This window comes from Peptoniphilaceae bacterium AMB_02 (genome assembly GCA_036321625.1).
GTDB classification, from domain to species: Bacteria; Bacillota; Clostridia; order Tissierellales; family Peptoniphilaceae; genus Microaceticoccus; species Microaceticoccus formicicus.
In genome coordinates this window covers 652,304-670,482 of record CP143259.1, presented here as the reverse complement: position 1 = coordinate 670,482, position 18,179 = coordinate 652,304, and the positions used below count along the sequence as shown (strand labels likewise).

At 33.7% G+C, this 18,179-nt stretch carries 17 protein-coding genes and 1 pseudogene; 5 read left to right on the top strand and 13 right to left on the bottom strand.

Features of this window, described 5'->3' with window-relative positions; genetic code table 11:
- Window positions 1-5 precede the first annotated feature (5 nt).
- Complete coding sequence (locus VZL98_03060; protein WVH63951.1) at window positions 6-1,193, top strand: coenzyme F420-0:L-glutamate ligase; 1,188 nt, start codon at window positions 6-8, stop codon at window positions 1,191-1,193.
- A gap of 53 nt (window positions 1,194-1,246) precedes the next feature.
- Here VZL98_03060 and VZL98_03055 read toward each other — a convergent pair whose 3' ends face one another.
- From VZL98_03055 to VZL98_03030, 6 genes are read right to left on the bottom strand one after another with little or no spacing between them, the layout of a single operon-like run.
- The gene (locus VZL98_03055) at window positions 1,247-1,588 is read right to left on the bottom strand and encodes a type II toxin-antitoxin system PemK/MazF family toxin (protein WVH63950.1); all 342 of its coding nucleotides are present in this window, start codon (window positions 1,586-1,588) and stop codon (window positions 1,247-1,249) included.
- A gap of 37 nt (window positions 1,589-1,625) precedes the next feature.
- On the bottom strand, window positions 1,626-2,654 hold the full coding sequence (gene alr, locus VZL98_03050; protein ID WVH63949.1) for an alanine racemase: 1,029 nt from the start codon (window positions 2,652-2,654) through the stop codon (window positions 1,626-1,628).
- Window positions 2,626-2,796, bottom strand: coding sequence for an alanine racemase (locus VZL98_03045; GenBank protein ID WVH63948.1), 171 nt, complete (start codon window positions 2,794-2,796; stop codon window positions 2,626-2,628). The genes alr and VZL98_03045 overlap by 29 nt, the downstream gene beginning before the upstream one ends.
- Window positions 2,762-4,018, bottom strand: coding sequence for an NAD(P)H-hydrate dehydratase (locus tag VZL98_03040; GenBank protein ID WVH63947.1), 1,257 nt, complete (start codon window positions 4,016-4,018; stop codon window positions 2,762-2,764). Before VZL98_03040 ends, VZL98_03045 begins: the two co-directional genes overlap by 35 nt.
- A complete protein-coding gene (locus VZL98_03035; protein ID WVH63946.1) occupies window positions 4,015-5,301 on the bottom strand; it encodes an amidohydrolase in 1,287 nt (428 codons plus the stop codon). The genes VZL98_03040 and VZL98_03035 overlap by 4 nt, the downstream gene beginning before the upstream one ends.
- Window positions 5,301-6,653, bottom strand: a complete 1,353-nt coding sequence (locus VZL98_03030) for a GTP pyrophosphokinase (protein ID WVH63945.1) — start codon at window positions 6,651-6,653, stop codon at window positions 5,301-5,303. Before VZL98_03030 ends, VZL98_03035 begins: the two co-directional genes overlap by 1 nt.
- Window positions 6,654-7,124: 471 nt before the next feature.
- Here VZL98_03030 and VZL98_03025 point away from each other — a divergent pair, with 471 nt between their 5' ends.
- Window positions 7,125-7,628 carry an inorganic diphosphatase gene (locus VZL98_03025; GenBank protein WVH63944.1) on the top strand — a complete coding sequence of 168 codons (504 nt, stop codon included), beginning with the start codon at window positions 7,125-7,127 and terminating at the stop codon, window positions 7,626-7,628.
- A gap of 440 nt (window positions 7,629-8,068) precedes the next feature.
- Here VZL98_03025 and VZL98_03020 read toward each other — a convergent pair whose 3' ends face one another.
- Together VZL98_03020 and VZL98_03015 are read right to left on the bottom strand one after the other, a co-directional pair.
- A complete protein-coding gene (locus tag VZL98_03020) occupies window positions 8,069-9,493 on the bottom strand; it encodes a sodium:alanine symporter family protein (protein ID WVH63943.1) in 1,425 nt (474 codons plus the stop codon).
- Window positions 9,486-10,016 carry a hypothetical protein gene (locus VZL98_03015; GenBank protein ID WVH63942.1) on the bottom strand — a complete coding sequence of 177 codons (531 nt, stop codon included), beginning with the start codon at window positions 10,014-10,016 and terminating at the stop codon, window positions 9,486-9,488. Before VZL98_03015 ends, VZL98_03020 begins: the two co-directional genes overlap by 8 nt.
- 426 nt (window positions 10,017-10,442) lie before the next feature.
- Here VZL98_03015 and VZL98_03010 point away from each other — a divergent pair.
- Window positions 10,443-10,766, top strand: a pseudogene (locus VZL98_03010) (transposase).
- A gap of 313 nt (window positions 10,767-11,079) precedes the next feature.
- On the opposite strand, the gene VZL98_03005 reads toward VZL98_03010, so the two are convergent.
- Window positions 11,080-11,847: a MerR family transcriptional regulator gene (locus VZL98_03005; GenBank protein WVH63941.1), complete on the bottom strand. Its 768-nt coding sequence runs from the start codon at window positions 11,845-11,847 to the stop codon at window positions 11,080-11,082.
- A gap of 392 nt (window positions 11,848-12,239) precedes the next feature.
- Between VZL98_03005 and VZL98_03000 the strand changes: the two genes are divergently transcribed.
- Window positions 12,240-12,581 carry a PadR family transcriptional regulator gene (locus VZL98_03000; GenBank protein ID WVH63940.1) on the top strand — a complete coding sequence of 114 codons (342 nt, stop codon included), beginning with the start codon at window positions 12,240-12,242 and terminating at the stop codon, window positions 12,579-12,581.
- Window positions 12,556-12,879, top strand: a complete 324-nt coding sequence (locus tag VZL98_02995) for a DUF2812 domain-containing protein (GenBank protein ID WVH63939.1) — start codon at window positions 12,556-12,558, stop codon at window positions 12,877-12,879. Before VZL98_03000 ends, VZL98_02995 begins: the two co-directional genes overlap by 26 nt.
- A 535-nt stretch (window positions 12,880-13,414) precedes the next feature.
- Here the strand turns inward: VZL98_02995 and VZL98_02990 are convergent.
- From VZL98_02990 to VZL98_02975, 4 genes are all read right to left on the bottom strand, one after another.
- Window positions 13,415-15,064 (bottom strand): SWIM zinc finger family protein, encoded by a 1,650-nt coding sequence (locus tag VZL98_02990; GenBank protein ID WVH63938.1) that lies wholly within the window; start codon window positions 15,062-15,064, stop codon window positions 13,415-13,417.
- A gap of 245 nt (window positions 15,065-15,309) precedes the next feature.
- Window positions 15,310-16,317 carry a 4-hydroxy-2-oxovalerate aldolase gene (dmpG, locus tag VZL98_02985; GenBank protein ID WVH63937.1) on the bottom strand — a complete coding sequence of 336 codons (1,008 nt, stop codon included), beginning with the start codon at window positions 16,315-16,317 and terminating at the stop codon, window positions 15,310-15,312.
- Window positions 16,310-17,194 carry an acetaldehyde dehydrogenase (acetylating) gene (locus tag VZL98_02980; GenBank protein WVH63936.1) on the bottom strand — a complete coding sequence of 295 codons (885 nt, stop codon included), beginning with the start codon at window positions 17,192-17,194 and terminating at the stop codon, window positions 16,310-16,312. The genes dmpG and VZL98_02980 overlap by 8 nt, the downstream gene beginning before the upstream one ends.
- A gap of 193 nt (window positions 17,195-17,387) precedes the next feature.
- Window positions 17,388-18,158: a fumarylacetoacetate hydrolase family protein gene (locus VZL98_02975; GenBank protein WVH63935.1), complete on the bottom strand. Its 771-nt coding sequence runs from the start codon at window positions 18,156-18,158 to the stop codon at window positions 17,388-17,390.
- Window positions 18,159-18,179 lie beyond the last annotated feature (21 nt).

The following is an 18,179-nucleotide window of genomic DNA, read 5'->3' as shown; positions in this document are numbered from 1 at the left end:
ATAACATGCATAGAACCGTTGGAACATCAGCATATGGCTTGAGAGCACCGATAATAAAAAAAGGAGATCCTCTTGAAGATATAGTAGTAACCACTCTTGTTGAAGCTGTTGAGAGAAATTCTCTTACACTAAAAGAGATGGACGTACTGGCTATTACGGAGTCACTATTGGCACGAGCGCAAGGAAACTACTGCTCTACAGACAATATCACTCAGGACTTGAACTCAAAGTTCAATGACAGCATCGGAGTACTATTCCCTATTACCAGCAGAAATAGGTTCTCTGTAATTTTAAAGGCAATCGCCAATACAAAGAAGAGGATTGTTTTATTCTTAAATTACCCTAGTGATGAAGTTGGTAATAGACTTATGGATACGGAGGTTATTACTAAAAGTGGAATAAATATCTACAATGATACTATAGATGAAAAAAGATATAGGGAATTAGTAGGTGGCGAATATAAACATCCATTTACAGGTATTGACTATGTTTCCCTTTATAAATCATATGCAGTAAATGACAATATCGAAATATATCTATCTAATAATGCTACAGATATTCTAAATTATACCAAAGATATTCTGGTTGCCAATATTCATGACAGAACCACTATAAAAGAGCACCTGAAAGCGAATGGTGCAAATATAGTGTATGGACTGGACGACTTAATGAATAATCCTATAGACGGAAGTGGATTTAATCCGAGATATGGATTATACGGTTCAAATTTAGCTACCCCTACTTCTTTAAAATTATTCCCTAGAAACTCAGATGTATTTGTTAAAAATATACAAGAAAAAGTTTATAATCAAACCGGTGTAAAAATAGAAGTAATGGTTTATGGTGACGGAGCATTCAAAGATCCGATTGGAAAAATCTGGGAACTGGCAGATCCTGTGGTATCCCCGGGATACACACCTAACCTTGAAGGAACTCCCAATGAACTTAAGCTTAAGTATATCGCAGATAACGAACTTCTAGGACTTGACAAGGAGTCTGCTATTAATGTTATGAAAGAAAAGATAAATAGTAAGACCAAGGATGAAATAGATAAAAATGTATCCCTTGGAACCACTCCTCGAAGACTTACTGATTTACTTGGTTCCCTCGCAGATCTGGTAAGTGGTTCGGGTGATAAGGGTACTCCTATAGTTCTTATACAAGGATACTTTGATAATTTTGCAAGTGAATAAATTAAGACAAAATAAGAGAGCTGTCATACGACCGGCTCTCTTTACTATATGTACTATAATTCAAACGAAACTTTTAATGCATCTTCTACTCTTCTCATAACATCCGCGTCAAATCGACCTATTTTCTCTCTTAGTCTTTTTTTATCAATTGTACGGATTTGTTCTAAAAGAACTACGGAGTTTTTAGGAAGTCCGTAGCTGGACGATGTTATGTCGACATGAGTTGGAAGTTTTGCCTTATTTACTTGGGAAGTGATAGCCGCAATTATTACGGTTGGGCTATACTTATTTCCAACGTCGTTCTGAACGATGAGTACAGGTCTTACTCCGCCCTGTTCAGATCCTATAACCGGACTTAAATCGGCATAAAACAAATCTCCTCTTTTTACTTTCAAATCTTATCACACCTTAAGTATAAATTTGTTGCAATTATCAATAGTTTAGATAACTGACAACATTTACTTCCTTTCCCCCTTTAATATATACCCTAGGAATCCTTCGACTAACTCCTGATAGTATTTCATAACTTATTGTATCACAAACATCTGCTATATTTCCAACTTCAGGCTCATTTTTATTTGGGTCGCCAAAAATAACTACTATATCGTCGATATTGACATCCTGTAGTTCAGTAACATCAACCATTAATTGATCCATACATACCCTGCCGACTATTGGACATGCCACCCCATTTATAATAACGGAACCTTTATTTGACATTAGTCTTGGAAGACCGTCTGCATATCCAATTCCTACAGTAGCAATAACTACTTCACCTTTTGCAGTATATGTTTGACCATAACCGACGGTTTCACCCCGCTGAATGGTCTTAATATTTGTAACAATCGATTTTAACGCCATTACGGGTTTGAGTTCAAAATCGACTTTTGCTCTTACAAAATCAGATGGAAAAATACCATATAGTCCAATTCCAAGTCTAACCATATCTTCTCTATAGTCGTACATAAAAAGTGCTGCATCATTATTTACATGTTTTATCTCAAAGACTACGCCTTTTTTTTCAAGCTTTTCTACCATATCCATAAAATCTTGAAATTGTAATGGTGTATAGTTATTATTTGCTTCATCCGCCGCAGCAAAATGAGTAAATACTCCTTTTAGATTTATATGCTCTAAGGAGTTTATTCTGGATATTTCTTCGATGGACTCATCGCTTATTCTAAATCCGATTCGCCTCATTCCTGTATCCAGTTTAATGTGAATACTATATGATGTATTCATTTCTCTGCACATTTCATTTAATCTGTCTGCCTGTTCAAAACTGAACACAGTTGCCTCGATATTGTTTTGGATGGCAGCACGTTCATAACCGGTCGGCAATGCTGTCAATAACATAATTGGAGTTTCTATTCCAACAGCTCTTAATTCCAAACCTTCTTGCAGAGATGAAACGGAAAAATACTGAACACCCTCAGCTTCCAAGAGCTTTTGATACTTCAATAGCACCATGTCCGTAGGCATTGGCTTTAACTACACAAGAGATATCAGTATTATGGCATAACTCTTTCAAAACTCTGTAATTATATATTAAATTATCTAAATCAATCTCAGCCCAAGTCGGACGAGTTATTATATCTTGCATCTATGAACCTCTTTTTTTGTATTGCTTTAGCTAGCGAATCAATTATATCTCTGGCGATTAATGAATCCTGTCCGTGTTTTGCAGCGGCATAATCTCCGGCCAGTCCATGTAAAAATACACCTAGCTTTGCGGCTTCAAACATATCGTAACCACCGGCTGCAAGAGATGTTATAATTCCGGTTAAGACATCTCCGGAGCCGGCTGTTGCCATACCCGGATTGCCCGTCTTATTAATATAATAAGACTCTCCATTTGTTACAATCGTCTCATGCCCCTTTAAAATCACTATAATATTATATAACTTTGAAAAGAACATTGCAACATCGAGCCTATTTTCGTTAATATAATTGATATCTTTTTTAATCAAACGCGACATTTCCATCGCATGAGGGGTTATGCATATTTCACTTGAATTTGCCAATATTTCCGGATTTTCAGCCAATGCATTTAGTCCATCGGCATCTAGTACCATCTTTTTCCCGGTTTGAATCAGATTTGATAATATCATCAGCATCTCATCAGTTCTTCCAATACCGGGTCCAAAACATATTGCATCGTATTTAGATACCTCGCCCTTAAGTTTAGGTAGGGAATTAATGTCGAAATGTCCTCCACCCTTTTCAGGAACAGGTATCACTATATTTTCCAAACTCTTCATTTCAACGATTTCTGACACAGTATCCGGAACTAGAGTATAGACCAAACCCGCACCGGTTCTTAAAGCTGCCATGGAGCTTAACAGTATGGATCCAGTCATTCCCTTGGAACCACCTATTAACCCGACCTTGCCATAATCTCCCTTATGGCTATTCTTCTGCCTTGATTTAAGGATGGGGATTTCATTGCTGCTTATTACCGGTAGGTCTTCCACTGCCTTTGCAATTGCAACAGCATACTCCTCCTCATGACTAATCGATATCAAGACATTTGAAAACCCCAAACTGCAAGCTAATTTCAAACCATTTTCAGAAAGGGTACAACTCGGCTTACCATTTCTATCTCTGATTATTTCAATATCTTTAAATGACAGTTTTCCAATACCCGTTCCAAATGCTTTGGAAACTGCTTCCTTTGCAGCAAAAGATCCTGCTATGGTTTCTGTCTTCATTCCTTTAGCTTTAAAATACTCTATCTCTTTCGGAGAAAACACCCTATTTAAGAATCTCTCTTTTTCTAGTAGTCTTGAGATCCTTGATATCTTAACTATATCAATTCCAATCATTTTGTTTCCTTTAAAGCCCTAAGTCTTTTATTTACCTCATCTACTATTGAAGCTTCATCCACCCCAATTAATTCTCCATTTTCCATGACAACTCTTCCATTAATAATTACAGTATCTACATCTGATGCCTGAGCTGCATATACAATCATCGAAATCTTATTGTTTGCAGGAACCAAATGCGTCTTATTCATATCTATGATTGCAATGTCTGCAAGCTTGCCATTTTCCAAACTTCCTAGTTCGTCGCCCATACCGAATGATTTTGCACCGTTTATCGTTGCCATTTCAAGTGTTTGATAGGCATCAAGAGCTTTAGGGTCATTGCTGACAGCCTTTCCAAGTAATGACGCAATATGCATCTCTTCCATCATATTTAAATTATTATTGGAAGATGCACCATCTGTTCCCAGTGCTACTTTAACTCCCAATTCCATCATCTTGTCTACTTTTGCAAATCCCGAAGCAAGTTTTAAATTACTTGATGGATTGTGAACCACAAATACATTATTCTCAGCTAGAATTCTCATATCATTTTCATCCACATGGACACAGTGGGCAGCAATGGTATGCACTTCAAATAATCCAAGTTCCTCTACATAAGCTATTGGTGATTTTCCAAAATCTCTCATTGCATTTTCGACTTCCATTTTGGTTTCGGATAGATGGATGTGGATGCCTGTATTTAATTCTTTTGCCAATTTTATAAGCTTTAAAAGATGTTCTTTTCCGACTGTATATGGTGAGTGAGGAGCAATCATTACTTTGATAAGTCCGTCTTTGTCATTATACTTTTCGTAAATATTCCTATAATTTCTAATCCTGTCCTCTGATTTGTCATCCTCAATATATCCAGGAGTTACTACTCCTCTTATTCCGATTTCAAGAGCAGCATCTGCCACCCTGTCCATTTCAAAGTACATATCTACAAATGCGGTACAACCCGATTTAATCAGTTCTATCATAGATAGTTTAGAAGCATAATATATATCTTCTCTTCCGAGTTTTGCTTCAAATGGCCATATTTCATCTTGTAGCCATGTCATTAGGTCTAAATCATCTGCATAATTCCTCATCAAACTCATACCCAGGTGGGTATGTGCATTTATCAGTCCCGGTATTGCTATTTTACCTTTCCCGTCAATGATTTTATCTGCAGTAAAGCCGTCTTTTTCTACACCTATATAAGATATTCTATTATCAACTATGTGTATATCTACATTCTCAAGAATTAAATTCTTCTCAGTCATGGGTATAACATCAATGTTTTTGATAAGTAAATTCATTACATCTCTGCCTCCTTTGCAAGCCTCTGTCTAAACCTTCTGTAATCCTTCTCTCTCAAATATACAGGAGAATCCACTTCCATCATAAACTCGATAACCAGCTTTTCGAGTAGTCTCATATTGTTTAAAGAGAAGAAATCTGCATTGTACTCTTGACATATATATTCAAAAACCTCTTCTGTCAGTTTATTTATGATTATATCAGCTTCTCTATCATCAATTTCAAATTTCTTCACTGCTGTCCTTACTCTATAAATGATTGTAAATACAATGTATTCAATAAAGTTAATAAACTCTGCTCCTCTATCTCCACCTTCCAGTTCAAATATGATGGATAGTATCAAGTTCCATTTTAAGTCCAGGTTCATTATACTTTCAATACCCTTACCGAACTTCTCACAAAACTGTCCCTTCATTAAATCGACTTGCCCAAGCTCTATATAGTCACCAAATGCCAGTTCTTCTTTACTTACTTGGTTAATCTTATTCATGAGTTTTACAAAGTACTCTGAATCCTCCAGCTCTCTTGCATAATGGGCTTTTGCAAAGATATAATCTACTATTAATTCTATTGGTTTTCTAAAGTCCAAAATTATTCCGGTATTTGCTTTAAACCTCATCACGAAGATATCATGTATCAGCTTGGATACTAACTTTTTAAGCTGAGTTTTGGTAACCTCTAAATCATTCTTTTCTATATCGTATAGATGGTTATAGACAACCATAAGCTGAGTATCGACCATCTCAAGATTGTCTTTTATAGAATACATCATCTCTCTGATGAAATCTTCTGTAACTACATATGAAAAGTTTTTATAAAGTATCCTATGGTCTATATCTCCCCAAAATATATTGACGAAGGATTTAATCTGAAGTTCAAAGTGGTAATTATACTCATCTGATTTATACCTTCCATCAATTTTGTATATTTCGAATCCATTGTGCTGCTTTTGTGGTTGCGTTTCTCTGATTCTCAGTTGGATGCATTCATCTTCTCTACTGTGAAAATAACCTTCCGAAGCCTGTAGATCAAAAATACTTACAAGACTTTCGTAAATACTTGACTCATCTCTAATGAATCTACATTCAATTCTTACACCTATTAAATCCGCCATCTTGTCTATTACTGTCTCGGGCGTTCTATATCTTAGAAAATAGTTTTGTCTTAAAATCTTCTCTTTTAGACTATCTTCAGACTTCACTCTTTTAGAAATATTTAAAAACTTATCATCAGTTTCAAAAATCTTTAAGAAAAAATCTTGTACTAACTCTGCTACATGTTCTATCTCGGATCTTTGATTACTAAGTTGTTCAAGTGTTTCGTCAATAAAATCAAAAACTTGAAGCTTCAATAGTATCACCTTCCTCATAGTATTGTTGAGAAATGAAAATGTTATCAATCTCTAAATTTCATAACTTATGATTATATTATATCAGAGAAAGTCATTTCTTAATACTATTTAATAATCAAAAAAAGAGAGCTTAGACTCTTTTTTTGATAAACTATATCAATACCCACAGCATAATTATTATCGATAATAAAAACACAACCAACAGTAACTTACAGATAAATGTTCCAAAATTAACTGTAAAACTGATACAGGTACGTTTGGTATCAATTACCGATGGATCATTTGGATTATTATAGATCAATCCACGGAGTTTCCGGTATCTGTCTTCACCTTCCGATGGATTTAACAGATTTTAATAAAATAAATATTCAAGAATTTAGAATTTTTTTCTAAGTCCTTACTTTAGTGATATAATTAAATTGTTAGAAATTATTCTAATTTGTCATAAATAAATATTCTTAGGAGGAAAAAATGAGCGATCCAGATTTAATTGTAGATGCGATAATTGAAATACCAAGAGGGAGCAGTAACAAATACGAGTATGATCTTGAAAGAGGCTATATGAAACTAGACAGAGCACTCTTCTCTCCCATGTTTTATCCGGCAGATTACGGTTTTGTTCCAGAAACACTGTCAGGTGACGGTGACCCGATAGACATACTGGTACTTATGAATAACCCGACTTTTCCAGGTTGTCTAATTGAATCAAGAGTAATAGGAATGTTCGTTATGTCAGATGATAAGGGAAAGGATGAAAAACTTATTGCAGTCCCTATCCATGACCCAAGATACGATGAAGTACATAGTTTAGGTGATTTGAGTTCCCATACAGAAAAAGAGTTCGAACACTTTTTTAAAGAATATAAAAGACTGGAAGAAAAAGAAGTTATAATCGATGGATGGTTTAATGTAAGGGATGCAAAAGAAACACTTATGGAATCTATAGAAAGATATAAAGAAGCAAATAAAATATAGTATCTCTGCTTTTAAAAGGTAATGTGTCAGAATTTCCTAAACTCTGATATATTACCTTTTTTCAGCTATTATGGAGTGTCCTTTTATTATCTTTGTTAAATCCGAATTTGCTTTTTAACTGAAAATATCTTATTTTTAACTTATTAATAATCATAATAATACCTGACTATAGTATTACCAAGCACATACTGTACCATAGTTGATAGTTTCTTTTTAAGTTTTATTGAGAACATTAATCATCACTAAATTAATCTGGGTATACTCAAGAATGGATTTTAAATATACGAATCCATTTTTATTTTTATAATTATAGCACTGTTTTTCAAGTACCTTATAAAACTAAAACCTAAAAATAAACTAGACAACTTAATTTTAAGCTGTCTAGTTTATTTTATTATAATTTTAAACAAAACTATATTTAAGAAAATCTAGATGCCAATTTAATTCTTTTCTCTTTTTGTTTTCCAAGGTTTTGCTTTAAGGTCAGGCCATTCAAGATATCCATTTTGAACACATCTATCATAGTCTTTAAGCAACCATTGGGATTCTTTTGCTAAAAATATTAGAGCAATTATATTTGGTAGTGCCATAAGTCCTGTGAATAAGTCGGAGATTGACCAAACAACATCTCCATCAATCATTGGTCCCAAAACAATAAACACCAAGGCGATAATTTTATATCCTACTATAAAGGGCTTACGATTATTGAAGATTAATTTTACATTTGATTCGGCAAAGAAATACCATCCTACGATAGTAGTAAGGGCAAAGCTGGTGAGTGATACTGAAAGAAATGCACCTCCAAAAGTGCCAAAACCTTTCACAAATGCATCTTGAGTCATTAGTGTAGCATTTTTTGCCATTTCAGACGCAGGAATTCCCGGATTATAGCTTCCGGTCATAAGATTTATCATAGCTGTTGATGTACATATTAAGAAGGTAGAAATAAACACTCCAATCATCGCAATAAATCCTTGTTCAGCGGGATGGTCCGTATGCGCTACAGCATGCGAATGAGGTGTTGAACCCATACCTGCCTCATTTGAGAATAAGCCTCTGGCTATCCCAAATCTAATGGCTTGCTGAACTGTAATCCCAAGTACTCCTCCTCCAATTGCTTGTGGTGAAAATGCTCCACTTACAATAATCTGCAGCGTTGGAATTAAGTATCTAATATTTATAATTATGATAATAAAACAACCCAGTATGTAAATTCCTGCCATTACAGGTACAACCTTTTCTGAAAAACCTGCAATACGATTCATACCTCCCGTCAATACAATCCCTACAATTACCATTAAGCCAATTGTAGCCCAGGGTTTAGGAAAACCAAATGATTCACTTAGCGAACCAACAACTGCATTTGATTGGACCATAATACCAACTAAACCTAATGCTAATATAGTAAATACTGCGAACAAATAAGAAAGCAGCTTGTTGTTTAACCCATCTTGTATATAGTATGCAGGTCCACCACATAACTCACCTGATTCCGTAGTTCTACGATAAACCTGTGACAATACTGCTTCAGAAAAGATAGTAGACATACCAAAAAAAGCTGAAAATATCATCCAAAAAGCTGCACCGGGACCTCCGGCGGCAATAGCCGAAGCAACTCCTACAATATTCCCCGTCCCTACCTGAGCAGCAACCGCAGTAGCTAATGATTGGAATGGTGTCATTCTACCACTCTCAACCGGTTTATTCTCTTTTATTTCTACTATTAGTTTTTTCAATGCAGGTATAACTCTAGTAAACTGAGGAAATCTTAATAAAATAGTCATATAAATACCAACACCCATAAGAGCAAATAGTAGAATATAATCCCATAAAAATCCTCCAAGTATTCTAATAAAATTAATCATAGCTACTCCTTTCATCTACAAATTTGGTAAATATCCTTTTTATTATCCATATAAAGAATACAATTAGTATAGACCTAACCGAAGCAGCTAGTAATATTGTTACCAAGGATGTATTTGTCCAAGTTTGATCCGCAGCTAATGTTCTTAATAAGTACTCTAAAAAATTCCCTCCTGCATCGGAGATTGCAAGTGCTATTACCAGTGGCAATGGATATGCTGATTGATTGTGGATTACTGAATAATAGTATAGAAAACCAAATCCAAAATAGAAAAAGACCTCTAAAAAATAATTAGATGCCACTTCCGGATTAATGGGCATTCTAAAACTCTCGAGTAAAATTCTAACTAAAACTACAACTATACCGGTTACAGTAGCTAATAATATGGGTCTTTTTAAACGAAAAGCATGTATCATTGCAAATAATGCTACAACTCCAAGAGTAACCCTAAACCCTCCAACCACAGGCAAAGTTATATTTGATGCTAATGCAGTCAATATAACGGTAATAATGTACAAACTCATAGTTAACTCCCCTATTCAAATATTTAGGTTTTAAAAGGTACCTATAACCCTGTGCATAAAATCTTATAGTGTTTGTTTAAAAATCTCCCACTCACCATAGATAAATACTATACAAGAAATAATACAGTTTAATATTTTATCATAAAATATATTAAATTGATATCATTTATGATTAGTTTTAGTTTAATTAGAATGTTTTATTAATAGTATTTGAAAATTTACACACTATGTTTAGCACCATTCGTCTTTTTATAGCCTATCTCGATCCCTCTACCAATATTCATTTTCCATGATACTAGGATAATAAAAATAAGTTCCTGATAAAGTCTATATAATGGTGTAAATTAGTTTTACAAAAAAATATGAACCATCCCCAACCTTTTGGTATAATAGTTTCACCACAAAACTAACCAGGAGGTAAAAGAGATGGTCTGGCTATATTTTACACTAGATTCAGAAATAATTAAAGGTTTATTTTCAGCTTCAGCTAAAGAAAATGCTATTGCAAAACTCTTAGAATCAATTTTAAACCAAGTTTTAGAGGCTCAAGTTACTGAGGCAATCGGAGCTGAGCCTTATGAACGTACTGAAGAACGTACATGTTACAGGAACGGTTCTAGAGTTAGACAAATTAAAACTCGTGTAGGAACGTTAGAATTGCTAGTACCAAGAGTTAGGGGTGGTGAGTTTTCTCCTGATTTATTCAATCGATATCAACGAAATGAACAAGCTTTTGTACTGGCTATACTGTTATCAAAAAATATAAGTAATACAAAAATCACCTTATTTATATATGGTTTAATATTTTGTTTTATTTTTATAAAAAGAATCCCCTAGACAGCGCGATAGTTGACCTAGGGGATTCTTTATATCAATAATATAATACTTCTATTTATAATAATGTACTCACCATATTAATTGGATATTTAAATCTTGAGTTTTAGAAAAATCCATAATTATATCTCTATCCGGATTAAATTAGGATTTTTCCAAATCATTTAAGTATTAAATATTAAAATAAACTGTTTTGTATTTTCAAGTTTTAAAAGTATATTTTATAAATTTAAGCAAAAAGAAAAATCTTTAATGCATCATATAACATCTGTGCAGCACCATCCCCCGCTCCATCATCATAATATGAAGTAAAACGAGGTTCTGTAAGATACATTTTTGCAAGATTTAGATGTACTTCTTTTGAATAGTTCTTCTCGTCCCAGAACATACATAACCATTCTTTTTGAATACGAGCAGCTTCTTGGGCTTCGTTACAGGTGGGGTCACTTTTTTTCAATGCCTTTTTAAGGTATATAAAAATAGATTCCTTTAATTGTTCCTGTAATTTCCATTGAGATTCATCCATCCCGCTTAACTTCATATTCGAAGCATCAAATGCTTCTTTACCGTATTTAGCAATAACTTCTTCGCCATATTTTTCGGTATTTTCTCTTATCAGTTTATCTTTAAAACCTTCAAACTTTTCTTGATCAGTCATTTTTATTTCTCCTTTCAAATTACAAATGGTCTTTTTGACATTTTCAATCAATGACTCTATGCGTTTTTTCTTTTCTTCTAATCGTGTTAGGTGCATTTTCAGTGAAGCAGATCTATCAAAACTCTCCCCATTAACAATACTTCGTATCTCTTCTAAGGGCATTCCAAGTTCTCTATAAAATAACATTTCCTGCAATAAATCAACTTCATTAACCCCATAAATTCGATATCCATTTTCGTCTATCCTCAAAGGCTTGAGCAGTCCAATGGAATCATAATACCTAAGTGTTCTTGTGCTAACTCCGGATATTAGCGCTAATTGATTTATCAAATATTCCATATTTATCTCCTTTCGACTTTAAGTATAAACTATTACGTAAGGTAAAGGTCAATATCTTTATGTAATTTTCCATTTTATTATAATATGTAGTAATCATACTATTAGACATCTTTTATTTATTCTTTGGAAAATTTAAAATATAAATTATATCATAATATTATTATAATCTAATTTATACACCCCCCTATACATTCAACCCATAGATCTTTCTTAATTATTCCTATATTTGACTGAGTATAAGTAAAAAATAGAATCAATCTGCTCTTCTTTGAGTATTGCGATTAGAACTAAATAACTTTATAAGTCATTTGCAAAATATATCGAGGTACGATATACTATAGTTAATACATCGAGGTTCGATATATAGTACTTCGATATGATGAGGTGAAATAGTGAACGAGACTATCAAAAGGATCTATGTACCCATGACTGAAACGGGTTTCTACATCCTATACTGTCTACAGGAACCTATGCACGGATATAGTATAGGTCAAAAAGTTCAATTAATGACTGACAATCAAATAAATATTGCACCGGGTACAATGTATGGTACCTTAGCTAAAATGGAAAAGGATGGTTTAATTTCCTTTGTTAGAAAAGAGGAAAATAGGAAACTCTATAAAATTACAGAGCTGGGCAAAGAAGTTTTAGATATTGAAATTAAACGAATTGAAAGGCTATATAAAAACTCTATGGGGGTGAGTCTAAGTGACCAAAATAATACGCAGATTTAAGTACTTTACAATTTTAGATTATGATAAAGAAGAAGATTACTTGAGTAAAATGCATTCTAAAGGATATAAATTTGTTAAAGTTGTACTTCCGGGTATTTATACTTTTGAGGTTACAGAACCATCAGATACCGTTTATAAACTTGATTTTATGGATGAGGACATGAGTCTCGAAGATAAGCTGGATTATCTTCAGATTTTTAAAGACAATGGTTGGGAAGCGGTTACTACTTTTATGGGTTATTCTTATTTCAGAAAGAACGCGAGTTCCATAAATACTGAAATTTTTTCTGGAAGCTGAAACCAAATTGGAGATGATAAAAAAGATTTATAGAAGGAGAATACTGCCCTTAATCATAATCTTCGGAGCTGTGGTAGTTCCGAATGCAATTGAGGTTCTAAATAATAAAACAATTATAAGCAAGAACCCCTTTCATATTTTTAGTTTAATGGTTTTTGTTATTTACTTACTATTATTTATTAATTTTATAGTCGGTTATATCAGAATTACCAAGAAAATTAAAAATATAATTTAAATTTAAAAAAGGGCTACGTTATTGTATTATATTTTGTCAAAAGAATAACCTAAATAATACTTTTATTAAATTACCTATTATTTACCAACTTCCCTCATTCTGTCATAAAAGCACCATGTCTACATTGCGATATTTATCGTCTAATTACAATAATATGAAATTATTAAAAATCAAAGGAGCTGTTCAAACGGCTCCTTTTTAAAAGATATATTATTCATTTTCCTTTTGCAGCTTTAGTATTTAGCAAATGGTATTATTCTATTTCTCTAACTTAAAAAGTATTTCGTAGATTATAACTTACTATATCCTTACCCTACTTAATTCATCCCACATTGCAGGTCTTTTTTTATATTCTTTCATCCACCTGAGTATTAGATCTTGAACCCTCGTCTTACCGTCAGGATATTTAAGCATTTTATTGAGGTGATTTACAATATTTCGATAATGTGATCTTCCTCCTGTATGAAGGGCCATTTTTTCTACGATTTGTTCATATTTATTTAGTAATTCCTCAGGGTAAATGCCTTTCAGTATTTCCTCATGTTCAAAGAGAATATATTCATTATCGGATTGTAATACTATTTCTAAAAGTGAGTCATATAGCCCTTCCAATGCATAAAGTCTATCTATTCTAAAACCTTTTGGTAATTTGCTAAAGAGTATCTCTCTTTTTTCTGTCCATTCAGATTTTGTGTATAGGGATTTTAGTTCCTCATAAGAAGATAGATGGTTATACTCATTTAATATTAAGTATTCTAGCTCTTCCTTGTACTTTTTATCGTTCTTCGTTAACTTATATAATTCTTTAAGTTCTCTACTATACACCAAAGCTCTTCCTGGAAAAGTTTCATCCAATCTTTTCCCTGCTTCAAGCAGCTCAATTGAAGTTTCATAATCTTTGTTTGCAATAGAGTAATCAATATAAAAAGAACGTACTTTGTGTTCATGCAAATAACTCTTACAAAAATCTATAATCTCCTTATCGTTTCGATTCATCTCCATCATTAAATCAAGGCGACGTACTAACCATGTTCCCAGATAATAGCGGGTTGAACGTGGATCATTAACTTCTTCACATTTTTTTATTATATCGTCAATACATTCCATTTTCTGTATTTGAAATTCTTTATCTTTAAACTCGTCAAAGATAAGGATCTCGATATAATCATCTAATATAATTGAATTGGGTTCTGTCAGTATCCCCATAAACCAATTGAAAAGTTCAGTTTTATAATCCATATCCGCATTTTTTAGGATAGAACTCCAAATATCTACGCATTCACCAGCAATCTCAATAATTTCTCCGTCAGAATCGTCAATTTCAACATGATTTATTTCTATGAAAATTAGTTTTGACAACTCAAATGCTTCTTTGTATTGTTGGTTATCAATAAGATAATATATATGCTCATGAATAAAGTCTACCAGTTCTTGACCGAAGAAAGTGGCGCTTCTATAGTCTATAAATCCACACTCATCTTGGTGTTTGTAGAAAATACTTTTTATTTCATTTTTGTATTCCTGCATTTCTACATCAGTCATATCCAGTTTTAAAAACTGTTTAAAATTCGTAATTAAGTTTCCATCCTTAGTTAGAATCTCAGTCAAAAACTCCCTTATTTCTAATTCACTCGCTTCATTAACTAAATCTTCTATGCTTTCTTTAGCTTCCTGTTCATCAGCATCTTCAATTGATTCATTATTCTCTTCCAAATAGTACAATACAGCTGCCATATGTTTACAATTTTTGCCTTTATCTGCATATGGGCAATCACATTCTAAATGTTTAATGACATTTTCTTCAAGTTCGATTATTACCATATAATCCATACTTCCGGATACAGTTGCTTCAATGTAATTTTCATAATAGTTTACATTTCGCACTCTATTATACAGATAGTAATCATATCCTCTTTCTAAAATCCAATAATCAAATAAGTTTTCCCACATTTTAACCCCTTGTCTCTTTATGTATTTGGTATACTCTAAAATTTAAAACTTTCTATTAATTGATTTCAAACATAGTCAGTCGTTAATTTTACAGACTCATAATTAAATTATACCATTACTATCTTATTTATAGTTTTCTATCTGAATTCTTTCCATCTAATAATTTCTTGGGCATTATTGTTTAATAAACTAAATATGATAAATAAAAAGGCTGCTAATTCAAAATTTCTTAGCAACCTTATAATTTATTTACTTCTGGAAATCCTATCAGCAATTTCATAGAGCCAATCTTCCTGTCCTCCGACTGCACTTTTCCTACCCGCTTCCTCTATAATTTCTCTATAGTCTACTTTAAATCTTTCAGCGGCTTTCTTGGCATGAAGCATAAAACTGGAGTATACTCCTGCATAACCCAACATTAACGGATCCTGGGTATTTGCAAGTTCAACACCATGACTCTTTACGATTTCCCTTAAAATCTTCGCAGCGTCCATACTCTTGTAAAAGTCTGCATTATTTGGTATCCCTGCTTTATTCAGTACCCCGACCAACATTTCCGTTGATGTATTGCCTGCGCCTGCTCCAAGTCCTGCCAGTGAGCCGTCTATATATTTTGCTCCGGCTTCGATGGCAGCCAGTGAATTACCTATTGCCAAACCTAGATTATTATGTGAGTGAAAGCCAATATCCACTTTCAGATTTTCTTTTAATGCAGAGATTTTTTCCCTAACCTCAGATGGTATCATTGCTCCGGCTGAGTCAGTCACATACACAATATCCGCACCATAGGATTCCATCTTTTGTGCTTCGTGTAAAACTCCATCTACGGGTGCTCTATGTGCCATCATGAGGAAGCCTACAGTTAAAAACCCGATCTCTTTAGCTACATGTATATGTTCCATTGATATGTCGGCTTCGGTAACATGCGTTGCAATCCTAACCACTCTGGCACCGCATTCATATGCCTTTTTCATATCCGGAACGGTACCGATTCCCGGTAATAATAGTACGGCAATCTTGGCATTTGATACATTTTCTACTGCAATTTTTATAGCTTCATAGTCGTCTTCTTTAGAAAATCCATAATTTATTGTAGATCCTGTAAGTCCGTCACCGTGGCCCAGTTCAATAATATCTACTCCGGCATTATCAAGAGCTATGCATATTTTTTTTATTTCTTCCAAGTTGAACTGGTGTTTTACAGTATGATTACCATCCCTTAAGGAGGTATCGGTTAAAATAATCTTATTCATTCTTTGCCTCCAAAAGTACTTTCGCTTTTCTCTCTGCAATTTCTATAGCAGCTGAATTTATTATATCTAAATTTCCTGAATAAATAGGAAGATAATCTCCCAGTCCCTCTACTTCTACTACCAACATTATGATATCATCATCTTCATGCTTTATGACAGGTTCCATTCTAAATCTAATTCCAGGCACGTATCCTTTCATCTCTTCCAACTTATTCTGGAGTGCATGGTTTATTTTATCTATGTCTACATTCCTGACTCTCGTATAAATTGTATTACTCATATAAATCGGTGGATCTGCAGGATTTAATATAATCAATACCTTGGCTTTGCCTGCTCCTCCAACCTCTTCCAATGCTTTTCTGGTAGTTTGTGTAAATTCGTCAATATTGGCTCTCGTACCCTTACCGGCACTTTTTGAACTAATTGATGAAACTATTTCTGCATAATACACATCTGCAGCTTTGTTTATTGCTGCAACAAAAGGAGTCGTCGCCTGACCGGCACATGTTACAAGATTAAGATTGTCTAAATTCAGCATATGATCATCAAGATTAACTGAGGGTACTACATATGGACCAACTGCTGCAGGTGTTAAATCAAGAGTAAACTTTTTGTTTTCTTTTAATAGAGGTGCATGCTGTAGATGGGCATTTGCACTTGTACAATCGAAAACTATTTTAATATCATCTCTTTCTAAAATGGCTTGCACACCTTTGGTCGATGTATTTATTCCCATTTCCCTCGCATGGTTTATTCCATTGGACTCTCTTATATTTACAATTAGCTCAGGATGCAAATACTCGCTCCTTTGTAATTTATAGAGTAAATCCAGTCCAATATTCCCCGGGCCTATTATTCCAACTTTTATCTTTTTCATTTACATTCCCCCGATGCACAATGCTTCCGAAAACTAAATCTAAGTAATAAAGAATGGCAAATTTAATAAAGCTACTATTTCAGTTCATGTATCTTAAAAACTGAAAGTACCAGCAAAAAAACTGAAAGCTGTAATTTCTTACTTTATAAACTTACCGGTGTTAATACCTCCTTTAGTATCACTCAATGTTTTACTATTCAAAATCTACTTCCAATCTACCAAACTCACCAAAGTCACATACAAAACAATCTCCACTCACTGCCGGAATTGCAGCACTCAATGCACCTGCTAGTACTATGTCCCCTTTGTTTAGATTAACTCCATATTTCCTTAAACTCTTAGCTAGCCATAACACTGCATTTGCAGGATTATCTAATACCGCCGAACCATATCCCGAATTTATCAATTCTTCGTTCTTATAAAGTTTCATTTGAATATCTCTTAGGTCCGTAACTCTAGGATCTATTTTTACATCAGATAGCAGATACATCCCACAAGATGCATTATCTGCAATAGTATCTACAATCGTCAATTTCCAATCCTTAATTCTCGATCCTACTATTTCAATTGCTGGTACAACATATTCTGTTGCTTCCCAAACTTCTTCTATAGTCCCTTCATCACCTAAATCTCTTTTAAGTATAAGCGCCAGTTCTCCCTCTACTCTAGGCTGGAGAATTGCACCTTTTGGAATTACTCCATTTAAAACTTCCATACTGTCATATAAAAACCCGAAATCAGGCGTGTCAACACCAAGTGATTCTTGCATGGCTTTAGATGTTAAACCTATTTTTTTGCCGGTAATTTTCTTACCTTCAGATATCTTCTTCTCTATATTTATAATTTGTATTTTATAAGCATCATCTATACTTAAATTCTCGTATACCTTAGTTATTTGTTCTATCGGTACATTTTCTAATTCAGCATTGTACAATTCAGAAGCAATTTTTCTATGATCTACCATGATTTAGTACTCCTTTGACTG